The sequence below is a fragment of the Flavobacterium tyrosinilyticum genome, from assembly GCF_023656565.1.
Taxonomy (GTDB): domain Bacteria; phylum Bacteroidota; class Bacteroidia; order Flavobacteriales; family Flavobacteriaceae; genus Flavobacterium; species Flavobacterium tyrosinilyticum.
Window position 1 is genome coordinate 238,005 of record NZ_JAMOKG010000001.1, and the last position, 11,781, is coordinate 249,785.

General features: G+C 34.5%; 11 protein-coding genes and 1 tRNA gene. 4 read left to right on the forward strand and 8 right to left on the reverse strand.

All coding sequences use genetic code 11. The features are described from left to right. The first annotated feature begins 12 nt into the window (after positions 1 to 12). From NCC77_RS01065 to NCC77_RS01080, 4 genes are read left to right on the forward strand one after another with little or no spacing between them, the layout of a single operon-like run. Positions 13 to 783 carry a hypothetical protein gene (locus NCC77_RS01065; RefSeq protein WP_250834000.1) on the forward strand — a complete coding sequence of 257 codons (771 nt, stop codon included), beginning with the start codon at positions 13 to 15 and terminating at the stop codon, positions 781 to 783. Positions 784 to 815: 32 nt separating this feature from the next. After that, positions 816 to 1,001, forward strand: a complete 186-nt coding sequence (locus NCC77_RS01070) for a hypothetical protein (RefSeq protein WP_250834001.1) — start codon at positions 816 to 818, stop codon at positions 999 to 1,001. Between the two features lie 60 nt (positions 1,002 to 1,061). After that, positions 1,062 to 1,655, forward strand: coding sequence for a dihydrofolate reductase family protein (locus NCC77_RS01075; RefSeq protein ID WP_250834002.1), 594 nt, complete (start codon positions 1,062 to 1,064; stop codon positions 1,653 to 1,655). A gap of 9 nt (positions 1,656 to 1,664) precedes the next feature. Next, complete coding sequence (locus NCC77_RS01080) at positions 1,665 to 2,774, forward strand: tetratricopeptide repeat protein (RefSeq protein WP_250834003.1); 1,110 nt, start codon at positions 1,665 to 1,667, stop codon at positions 2,772 to 2,774. Positions 2,775 to 2,874: 100 nt separating this feature from the next. On the opposite strand, the gene NCC77_RS01085 is transcribed toward NCC77_RS01080, so the two are convergent. The 8 genes from NCC77_RS01085 to NCC77_RS01120 form a co-directional block, all read right to left on the reverse strand. After that, positions 2,875 to 2,948: transfer RNA gene (locus tag NCC77_RS01085), tRNA-Arg, on the reverse strand. Positions 2,949 to 3,063: 115 nt separating this feature from the next. Beyond that, positions 3,064 to 3,513 carry a GatB/YqeY domain-containing protein gene (locus tag NCC77_RS01090; protein ID WP_198854339.1) on the reverse strand — a complete coding sequence of 150 codons (450 nt, stop codon included), beginning with the start codon at positions 3,511 to 3,513 and terminating at the stop codon, positions 3,064 to 3,066. 199 nt (positions 3,514 to 3,712) lie between these two features. Further along, entirely contained in the window at positions 3,713 to 5,707 is a 1,995-nt protein-coding gene (gene ftsZ / locus NCC77_RS01095) for a cell division protein FtsZ (RefSeq protein WP_250834004.1), read from the reverse strand. A gap of 79 nt (positions 5,708 to 5,786) precedes the next feature. Beyond that, on the reverse strand, positions 5,787 to 7,193 hold the full coding sequence (ftsA, locus tag NCC77_RS01100) for a cell division protein FtsA (RefSeq protein ID WP_250834005.1): 1,407 nt from the start codon (positions 7,191 to 7,193) through the stop codon (positions 5,787 to 5,789). Positions 7,194 to 7,199: 6 nt separating this feature from the next. Then, positions 7,200 to 7,922: a cell division protein FtsQ/DivIB gene (locus NCC77_RS01105; protein WP_248729504.1), complete on the reverse strand. Its 723-nt coding sequence runs from the start codon at positions 7,920 to 7,922 to the stop codon at positions 7,200 to 7,202. Further along, positions 7,909 to 9,258, reverse strand: a complete 1,350-nt coding sequence (gene murC, locus NCC77_RS01110; RefSeq protein WP_250834006.1) for a UDP-N-acetylmuramate--L-alanine ligase — start codon at positions 9,256 to 9,258, stop codon at positions 7,909 to 7,911. The genes NCC77_RS01105 and murC overlap by 14 nt, the downstream gene beginning before the upstream one ends. Positions 9,259 to 9,290: 32 nt before the next feature. Then, on the reverse strand, positions 9,291 to 10,379 hold the full coding sequence (murG, locus tag NCC77_RS01115) for an undecaprenyldiphospho-muramoylpentapeptide beta-N-acetylglucosaminyltransferase (protein ID WP_250834007.1): 1,089 nt from the start codon (positions 10,377 to 10,379) through the stop codon (positions 9,291 to 9,293). Positions 10,380 to 10,424: 45 nt separating this feature from the next. Beyond that, positions 10,425 to 11,735, reverse strand: a complete 1,311-nt coding sequence (locus NCC77_RS01120; RefSeq protein WP_095928587.1) for an FtsW/RodA/SpoVE family cell cycle protein — start codon at positions 11,733 to 11,735, stop codon at positions 10,425 to 10,427. Positions 11,736 to 11,781 lie beyond the last annotated feature (46 nt).

Sequence of the window (11,781 nt, forward strand, 5' to 3'; positions counted from 1 at the left end):
AAAAAAATTATAATGGGAGATTGGAATACCTTACATTTTTTTAGTGACAAACACTTTTATGAAAAAGTAGTTCCTGATCTAACAGGTGAAGGAACTTTGCTTAAAAAATACTTTGATTCAAAATTAGGCAACTATCTTTTGTTTCATAATTCTGATAATGACAAAAGAATTAATGCTGTCTTAGAATATTGTCAATTTTTTGGCGAAGATTTCAAAACCCATAAACTTCTTTATGAGATCGAAACTCGGAAGAAAAAACCAGACGAGGAATATCCAACATTCATGCAGAAGATGCTACAAGATACAGACGAATTCTACAAACAAAATGGAAACGCAGCTGATGATCTTGCTACGGCACTACCATTAATAATGTTTTCTGAATGTGCTGCATTTAATCCGCATCTCATTTTAGGACGTAGAATTTTTTCTGGAAATGTTGGGGCAAAACCAAAATCTGTTGCTGAAGCAATTATTTCGCAAATAGACAATTCACCATCCGGATCGACGCACTCTTACGGTTCGGGAATCATGAACTGGATTACAAACGAAGACTTAAAATTATTATGGCTAGACCGCGCTAATTTAGTTCCAACTAATTCCAAAAAATATTTCAATGATTTTTTAAAGTTTATTGAAATTGCCATTGAAAATGATTTTGGAGTCGTTTCTGGAACTAATATGCGAGAATCAATCTTAAAACTGGCAGAAAATCCCAATATAAATATTGAAGTAGATTTAGAAAAACTCGGACTTCAAAGTGTTATCATATACGATGGCAACTAATCGACATTAAAATTAACTTTAAACTTAGAACCATGGAAAATAAAAACCAACCTATTACATTTGTTTTTTGGATTGTTGCGATCATTTTAGGCGTAACTTTATACAAGCAATTTGATTTTAAAAGTCTAAAATTTGAGAATCCTGCAATGGCAGTTATTTACAGTATTGTCTTTGTGTTTTCGGTTTATTACATTATTAAAAATTCTAAGAAAAAATAATACAACAAACCAAAGCTGAAACATAGCCAAATCAAATTGAAGTAATTAATTTTAGCTATTATGAGAAAGATAATTGTTTTATCGATGATTTCATTAGACGGCGTAATGCAAGCTCCAGGCGGACCAAAAGAAGATACCTCGGAAGGTTTTAAATTTGGAGGTTGGACAGTTCCATACGGTGACGAACTTTACGATAAAGCGGTTCAAAACGAACTGCAACCGGCAGATTATCTTTTGGGTAGGAAAACATTCGAAATTTGGGAAAATTATTGGCCTGACCATTCCGAATTTTGGCCAGGAATTAATAATGGAAATAAATATGTTTTGTCTACAACCAGACAAAAATCAGATTGGAAAAATTCCATTTTTATCGAAAGTCTTGATGCTATCAAAAAACTCAAAAATTCTGATGGAAAAGATATTCAAGTTTGGGGCAGTAGCGAACTGATCCATTTATTATTGCAAAATGATCTGGTTGATGAACTTCGCTTAAAAATTCATCCTTTGTTACTTGGAAAAGGAAAAAAGCTTTTTGATGATAATGCAAATCAATCGGGATTTTCCTTAATAGAAAGTACGGTAACTACAACAGGAGTAATTTTAGCCAATTATATCCGAAATGGGGAAGTAAAAACTGGGAATGCAATAATCTAGAATATATATATGAAGAAAAATATCTTAACGTTCATTTTAATCTTTTTCAGCTTAGTGATTCTCGCTCAAGATAAAGTAACAAATGAACTTAAAAACTTATCGGACAGTCAGCAATTTGACAAAATAATTAGCCAATACACTTCTGAATACAAAGATTTTTCAGCAAAATCTCTCTATTATATTGGACTTGCTTATTACATGAAAGAAGACGATGCAAATTGCATTAAATTCATGGATTTAGCTATAAATAAAGACAGCAAAGATCCTGCACCCGCTTATATAAAAGCTTCTACATTAAACTATATGGGTAAATACAATGAAGCTATAACTTATTTTCAAAATGCAATCAATTTAAATCCAAATGATGCAGAATCTTATAGCGGAATTGGTGATTCTTATTATCAAATCAAAGAATTCAATTTAGCCCTTGAAAATTATAAGAAAGCAACATTGCAAAAAGTATGTCCAAACAGACCTTATTTAATGTTAGCTCAAATCTATTACGAACAAAAAGAAAATGACAAAGCTCTAGAAACCTATTATACAGCAAAATCAAAAATATCAAAAGAATCTGATTCATACATAAATGTCTTATTTAACATTGGACTTTTAGAATCTTTAAAAGGAAATTACGAAAAAGCAGAGCCCGTTTTCATCGAACTCATTCAATTAGATCCTGCTGATTATCATTCTTATGCAAAACTTATTCAAATTTATTACTATAGAAAAGAATATGAAAAAGCAAAACCTTACAAAGACAAGCTCTATGAAGCATATGCAAAAGGAGAATTAAAAGACAATTTAAAAGATATGTTTTGTTATGATCAATTTAAATGGAATGGCTATCAGGTACAAGCATTTGAGCGCTACGAAAATAAAAATAAAGGAAATATTTATAATAAACATCTCTTCTATTTAATAGACAATTCAGGTCAAATTGTCTTGAGAGTACAAACGGAGTTTTCACCAATTTCGATTGAATTAGGCGGAACAAAATACCTTCTTTGCGCCACTAAAGGGAACACACATTACAACTCAGGAATAGGGTTTAATGATGACTTAAATTATAGTGACTTAAAAACGGAGGCTATTAAACTCTTTGAAAAATATAATAAGTAAAATTATTTCATTTGTTTTGAATATTCTCGAGCACATATAAGGAAATTACATAAATAAAAAAGCGCAAGGCCTATTTTTACTGGCTTGCGCTTTTTTTAAGTGACCCCGGAGGGGTTCGAACCCCCAACCCTCAGAGCCGAAATCTGATATTCTATCCAGTTGAACTACGAGGTCAAAATTTTTAAATTTTCAATTTTTTAAAATCCCAAATTCCAAGTTTACTATTGGAATTTGGAATTATATATTGAGCTTTCCAATTTGGAATTTGGAATTTCTTTATTGGAATTTATTACGAAAGTAATTTCTTTACAATTGTAGAAATGGTTTTTCCTTCAGCAGTTCCTCCTAATTGAGCAGATGCTAATCCCATTACTTTACCCATTGAAGCGATTCCAGAAGCTCCTGTTTCAGCAATAATTTTTGCTATTACAGCTTCTACTTCTTCTTCGCTTAATTGAGCTGGTAAAAACTTCTCGATTACAGCCACTTGAGCCAATTCTGGTTCTGCTAAATCTGGACGGTTTTGCTCTGTAAAGATTCTTGCGCTTTCTTTACGAGTTTTAACCAATCTCTGAAGTAATTTAATTTCTTCATCTTCTGATAAATCTTCTTTAGATCCAGAAGCTGTTGAAGCCAATAATAATTCTGATTTTACAGCTCTTAATGCTTCTAAAGCTACAGTATCTTTTGCTTTCATGGCCGTTTTGATTTCGTCCATGATTTGTGTTTGTAAACTCATGTTTATGTTTTATTTAAAATAAGCCAAAGCTTATTAATTGATATATTAATTTGGCCCTTCGACTTCGCTCAGGTTGACCATAAGATTCACTTTAAAAACCTATTTAGAAAGTCAAATTTTGAAATTCTGTGCGAAGATAAAAAAAATAACCCGAAAATTAAATCCAATTTTCGGGTTACCCAATATTATGATTCTAAAATTAATCTACGTTATCGTGCAAAAATGAATTGTTTGAACGCAATTGCAAATCGTTGTTACTATCTGTTCCAACAGATATTCTAGAATTTGTATTGTTAGATTGTGAATTAGATAAATCTATTCCTAATCTTTTATAAGCTGGCTCTTTTTCCAACTCATCTATTCTAGAAACATTGTTATGAAATTTATAGTTAAATTCTTTTAGTTTCTTTCTTCTTTCTTCAGCTCTTAAACGTAATGTTTCTTCAATAGTTAATTCTAAAGGAGAAACTTCAGAAGTTGTAGAGAAATCAGGTTGACTAGCAAAATCAGGTCTTGGTTTCAACGTGATGTTTAATTCCTCTGGAATGGTTTCTTCAACCACTTTTTCAACTGGTTTAGAAGCCAATAAATCGTTTTCAACTTCCATATATTCTTCTAGAGAATACTTAATGATTCCGTTATCTGAAACTTCAGTTACTGGAACAAATTGTACTGGATCGTTTACTTTAATATCACGAGTTTCATTTGTCAATTCAAACAAAACTCTATTATCTTCAACAACTGGTTCTCTTTTTATAGGCTCTTGCTTGAACAAAGGAAGATCAAAAGAAAAAGTAGTTTGCTCTTCTCTTTCAAATACTCTTTGCTGTTGCACTGGCTGTTGCTGTACTGGTGGCTGTTGCACTTCTCTTGCTGCTGGCGTTTCAGGAGCAGAGATTGTAAAATCGATATCGGTAATTGGCGAAACAATTTCGAAAGTTACGTCAAGATTTTTGATAAACTCAGACATCACCACTAACTCTTCCTGATTAATAGCTGGAGCAACAGCTTGAACTGGAGTCGGAGTAAAAGTTTCGTCATCATCAATTAAATCAAAAACTACTTTATCTTCCACTTTTGCTGTTGGTGTATCCACAGTTAAATCAAAAGATGCAAGCGGTTTATTGGTTAGATTATGAACACTTCTTTGCTCATCTTCTAACGTGTGAATGATTTTCTTTGGTTCTGTATTTACAATTTCATTTTGTTGTTCTACATCAAAACCTGTTGCGATAATAGTTACTGCAATAGCTTCGCCAAGACTTTCGTCTTCACCAACTCCCATGATAATGTTTGCATTGTAACCCGCTTCAGCTTGGATGTGATCGTTGATTTCTCCAATTTCGTCCAGAGTAATCTCATTAGTTCCAGAAACGATAAGCAACAATACGTTTTTGGCACCTGTAATTTTATTATCATTCAACAATGGAGAATCCAAAGCCGAAACGATAGCATCTTTAGCTCTGTTTTCGCCTTCAGCTACAGAAGACCCCATTATAGCAGTCCCACTGTTGGCCAAAACAGTTTTCGCGTCACGTAAATCGATATTCTGAGTATAGTGGTGCGTAATTACTTCGGCAATACCTCTAGAGGCTGTTGCCAAAACTTCATCCGCTTTCGAGAATCCAGCTTTAAAACCTAGATTTCCATATACTTCTCTTAATTTATTATTGTTGATTACAATTAAAGAATCGACTTGCTTACGCAATTTCTCGATCCCAATAATAGCTTGCTCCTGACGTACTTTCCCTTCAAACTGAAACGGAATGGTCACGATACCAACTGTTAATATTTCTCTTTCTTTTGCTAATTGCGCAATTACCGGAGCTGCACCAGTTCCTGTTCCTCCGCCCATACCAGCAGTAATAAATACCATCTTAGTACCACGGTCCAACATCTTTTCAATATCAGAAATACTTTCAATTGCAGACTGCTGTCCAACGTCTGGATTTGCTCCAGCTCCTAAACCTTCAGTTAAATTAACTCCTAACTGAATTTTATTGGGAACTGAACTATTTTGAAGCGCTTGCGAATCGGTATTACAAACGATAAAATCTACGCCTTTAATACCTTGTTTGAACATGTGGTTAATTGCGTTACTTCCGCCTCCACCTACACCTATTACTTTGATTACATTTGATTGATTTTTTGGTAAATCAAATGAAATACTTCCAAATTCTGAGTTGCTCATCATCTTTTTGGTTTTTTGAAATTCTTATTAAGTACATTTTTTACTTCTTGACTTGGGGCAAGAAATAATCCTTCTCTTTTTATTATTCTGCGTTGTCTAAAAATTCTTTGATTTTGTCGACATATCGATCAAAAAATGATCTTCTTATTTTGGTTTCAGTAGATTCATTTTTAGGCGCCTTCTGACTTACAACTTCTTCAGGCTCATCAATGGTTTCTACTCTTTCAACGTAGTTTTCTTCAACTTCGTATCGCTGTACTGGCGGAGCGGTTCTATAAACAATTTTTGGTTGCTCTTTTACCATTTCCATTCTAACAGCGCTTTGCGAACTGTTTTCGATACTGTTCATTACTAATCCTACTGCAGTTGCATATAGCGGGCTAGAGATTTCTTCTCCAGAGTTTCCTGCCAAATGCTCGTTCGGATAACCAATTCTCGTATCCATTCCTGTAATGTATTCTACCAGTTGCTTAATGTGCTTTAATTGTGCACCACCACCTGTTAATACAATTCCAGCGATTAGCTTTTTACGAGGATCTTCGTGTCCGTAAGCTTTAATTTCTGCAAAAACTTGCTCTACAATTTCCACCACTCTTGCGTGGATAATTTTAGATAAGTTTTTAAGCGAAATCTCTTTTGGCTCTCTTCCTCTTAAACCTGGAATAGACACGATCTCGTTATCTTTATTTTCGCCTGGCCAAGCAGATCCGAATTTTATTTTTAAAAGTTCAGCTTGTTTTTCGATGATCGAACAGCCTTCTTTGATATCATCTGTAATTACATTTCCACCAAAAGGAATTACAGCCGTATGGCGAATGATACCGTCTTTGAAAATAGCTAAATCTGTTGTTCCACCACCAATATCGATAAGCGCAACACCAGCTTCTTTTTCTTCCTGACTCAAAACAGCATCTGCCGAAGCTAATGGTTCTAATGTCAATCCAGACAATTCTATTCCTGAACTCTGAATGCATCTTCCGACGTTTCTGATTGAAGACGCTTGCCCTACTACAACGTGAAAACTAGATTCTAATCTTCCGCCATACATTCCGATTGGCTCTTTAATTTCAGACTGTCCGTCAATTTTAAACTCTTGAGGCAAAACGTGAATAATTTCTTCTCCTGGTAACATCGCCAGTTTGTTTACCTGATCGATTAGAAGCTGAATGTCTTTTTCGCCAATTACTTCTTCTGGATTATTTCTACTGATGTAATCTGTATGCTGAATACTTCTGATGTGTTGCCCGGCAATACCCACAACCACATCTTTAATTTTGTATCCTGAATTATTTTCTGCTTCGACTATCGCCTGCTGTATCGATTGAATCGTCTGCGTAATGTTGTTTACTACTCCTCTGGCAACACCCAAACTTTTGGATTTGCCAATGCCCAAAATCTCCAACTTACCATATTCATTTTTTTTGCCAATCATGGCAACGATTTTGGTTGTTCCAATATCTAGACCTACTGCAATATTATCTTTTTCCATTTTCTATTATTTAGTGCAAACTACTTGTTCCGTAAACCTAAGGTCAATTTTTTTGTATTTGTATAACGAACTATCTAAAACTGCTTTTTGAAAAAAGGCTTTATAGTTTCTAAATTTCTTATCAACATTCATCGTTCTTCCAAAATCTATGAAGTAATCATAGTTACGATTAAACATTTTTAAGCTTCCATTCGGCATAATCTCTACAGCAATGATGTTTTTTTTCAAAAACGCATCGTCATAAATTGTGCGAAATAAAGCGGCTAAATCTTCGTTATTTTTTTCATTTATTGCCCCTGAAACAAGAGGAACTCGCGCAGTGAAATTGTCCGATAAGGGCATTTTATTCCCCTCATAGTCAATATAAAAAGAAGCAGCGCCGTCATAAACTCTTGCTATGGGCGTCTTCTGTTTTACTACTGCTTTTAGAACTCCATCAATACTTACAAAAACATTTGACTTCTCAATCATCTCTTGCGTATCGAGGGTTTTCTCTATCTTATTCAAATCTAGTTCATCTTTTCTAATACTGGAAGCGTCTCTTCTATTTTCTATCAACAATTTATTAACCGTCTCTGGCTTCACAAAAAGCGTATTTTCTCCTACAAAAACGACCACTGATTTTTTCAATTTTCGATCGCCATTTCGGTGTTTAGCGAAAGAATACAGGAACAAAACCAGTCCGAAAATAAGTACTAATCTAATATTTGCCCAATTAAATATTTTCATTTAAAACCTTTTTAATTGACGGAACCATCTCTCCCAGATCACCAGCTCCAATTGTTACAATAATAGGTGCATCACTGGCTTTAATTTCACCTAATAGATCTTCTTTTGCAACAATTTTTTTGTTCGAATTTGTCATTTTACCCAAAAGCCACTCAGAAGTTACTCCTTCCATCGGAAGCTCTCTAGCAGGGTAAATATCCATCAAAAACACTTCATCAAACTGCGATAAACTTGCTGCAAATCCGTCAATAAAGTCTCTTGTTCTGCTAAACAAATGCGGCTGGAAAATTGCCAAAACTTTACGTCCTGGATACAACTCTCTAACTGCTTGATGAACAGCATTTATTTCTGTTGGATGATGTGCATAATCATCAATATATACTAAATTTTCACTCTTAATTTGGTATGAAAAACGTCTTCTAATTCCGTTGAATGAAGCAATGGCTTTTGCAATAGAATCAGTCGGGGTGCCATAAGTTTTAGCCATCGCAATAGCCATCAATCCATTCATTAAATTGTGTCTTCCAGGCAATCCAAAACGCAAATCCTTCATAATTTCTGATGGCGTCTGCACATCAAAAACATAGGCCCCATCTTCAATGCGAACATTAAAAGCCTTATAAACAGCATCTTCATTTACAGCACATTGAACTCCCTCTAAAGGCAATTCTTTGGTAATGAAGAGATTATTTTTATCCTCAACTTTTGAAGCAAATTCTCTAAAAGAAGCCTCAATTGCATCACTTGTTTCGTAGATATCTAAATGATCCGCATCCATAGAAGTCACACAAGCGATATCTGGACGCAAATGCAAAAACGATCTGTCAAATTCATCTGCTTCTACAACTGTTACCGTTTTTCCACTTCCTATCAAGTTTGAATTATAATTTTCTACAATTCCACCAATGAAAGCCGTTACATCAGCACCGCTTTGAAACAAAATATGCCCCAAAATACTAGAAGTCGTTGTTTTTCCGTGTGTTCCTGCAACTGCAAAACAAAAAGTATCTTTACTTATAATTCCAAGAACTTCTGCACGCTTTTTAACCTCGTAATGTCTTTCAATAAAATAATTCCATTCTGAATGTGTTTTTGGAACCGCTGGAGTATAAATTACCAATGTATTCTCTACATAATAATCTTTTGGAATTAAGTTTATATCATCTTCAAAATGAATATCAATACCGCTTTCAATCAATTCATTAGTTAGCATAGAAGGCGTTTTGTCGTAACCTGAAACTTGTTTTCCAATAAACTTGAAATAACGAGCCAGAGCACTCATTCCGATTCCTCCGATACCAATAAAATAAACGTTTTGTATTTGATTTAAATTCATTTTTATTTGCTTTAAGCCTTCAACTTATTTTATTATTTAATTAACTTGACAATTTCAGCTACGATATCTTGCGTAGCTCTTGGTTTTGCCAGTTTTTTAATGTTATCACTTAATTGTTTCTGTTTTCCAGAATCTTTCAGCAGCGCTTCAAAAACAATGCTAAACTGACTGTCAAGCTCAGATTCTTTCAACAAAATCGCACCTTTAGCATCAACAATCGCTTGTGCATTTTTAGTCTGGTGATCCTCAGCTACATTCGGTGACGGAATAAAAATCACTGGTTTCCCCACAATGCACAATTCTGACACTGATGAAGCACCTGCACGTGAAATTATGACATCTGATGCTGCGTAAACAAAATCCATTCTTTCAATAAAATCAACCACTTTTACATTTGGCTGATTGTATTTTTTATAATCTTCAAAATATAATTTTCCACATTGCCAGATTACTTGAACATCTTGCGAAAGGAAATTCTGCAATTCTTTTTCAATTAACTGATTGATTCTTCTTGCTCCTAAACTTCCTCCTAAAACCAATAATGTTTTCTTATTCGGATCTAAGCCATAGTAAGCAATTGCTTCTTCACGTTTACTTTCAATATCAATCAAATCTTGACGAACGGGGTTCCCTGTTAAAACAATTTTTTCTTTTGGAAAAAAACGCTCTAAATTTTCATAAGCTACACAAATCGCATTGGCTTTCTTGCTCAACAATTTGTTTGTAATTCCTGGATAAGAATTCTGCTCCTGAACAACCGTTGGAATTCCTGCCGAACCTGCCGCTTGCAATAAAGGGCCGCTGGCAAAACCACCCGTACCGATTACCACATTTGGCTTAAACTTTTTAATTATCCTTTTTGATTCCAATAAACTGCTTGCCAGTTTAAGCGGAAACATTAAATTTTGTAATGTCAATTTTCGCTGTAAACCAGCAATCCAAAGACCTTTTATTTCGTAACCTGCCTGAGGCACTTTTTGCATTTCCATTTTATCTCTGGCACCTACAAAAAGAAACTCTGCATCAGGAAATTGTAATTTTAATTCATTTGCAATTGCAATCGCAGGATAGATATGCCCTCCTGTTCCTCCTCCGCTAAGTATGAATTTATACTTTGTCATCTGTCTAAAAATTACAACTTTTTAAAAAATTTTTATATTTTAATCTTATTTATTTAAAACCGCATTCATCGGATTTCTCGAATTGTCTTCTATCGAATACATTGCCTCTTCTTCATATATTTCATCTGCTGGTAAATCCTCTTCTGCCATTTCTTTATCTATCAATCGCTGTAAGGCTTCTTTTCGTTTTTCTCTCTCCAATTTATCCTCAGCAATTTCTTCTTCTTTTCTTGTTACACTAATGATAATTCCAAGTCCAAGACAGGTCATCCAAATCGAACTTCCCCCGCTACTTATCAACGGAAGTGTCTGCCCTGTAACTGGCAATAATTCTACCGCAACCGCCATATTGATCATTGCTTGAAATATCATCGGAAACCCAACCCCAACGACAACTAATTTTCCAAACACTGTAGGAGCTTTATGCGAAGCAATTACAAATCGGAACAACAATAACAAATACAGAATAACAATTGAAACTCCTCCAACCAAACCGTATTCTTCTACAATAATGGCATAAATAAAATCGGAAGAAGATTGCGGTAAAAAGTTCTTCTGAACACTTTTTCCTGGACCTAATCCACCTAATTTTCCAGATGCAATTGCAATTTTTGCTTTCTCAATCTGATAATCATCTTCGTCTGGCTTGTCTGTTGTAAAATTCGTAATACGACTTTCCCAAGTTGAAACCCTGCTAAAGAATCTTGAATCTGGAAAAGCTTTTGCTACCAAAAGGAAAAATGCCAACATCGCAACTCCTGAACCAATGATAAAAGCAATATATTTTAATGGATATTTACCAATAAATGTCAGCATCAAAACCATTGCAAAAATTAACGCCGTAGTCGAAAAGTTTGCCGGAAGAATTAATACTAATGTGATAAATACTGGAACCCAAAGCTGAATCAACGAGGTCTGAAATGGCTCATTTTCTTCTTTAGTCTTTGACAAATAACGCGCTACATAAATAAACAATACAATAGATGCCAATGTTGATGTCTGAAACGTAATTCCGATAAAAGGCACCTGAATCCAACGGCTAGCATTTGCACCAGCGATAACAGTTCCTTTTAAAAGCGTATAAAGCAGTAAAATCCAAACCACCGGGAGCGCAATCTTCGAAATGGCTCTAAAATAGTGATACGGAACTCTATGCACCCAGTAAATAATCAAGAATCCAATACAGATATGCGCCAGATGTTTTACCAAATACCCTAATGTATTTCCTGTTCCGTGTCCAATATAAGCCAAATTACTACTCGCACTAAAAACAGGCATAAACGAAAACAACGCCAATAAGGCCACAAATGACCATATTACCCTATCTCCTTTTAGTTTGTTTACTAGCTCCTTCATAATCTTTTTGTTTCAGGTTTTGTTTTGTTTCATGTTTCAAGTTCCG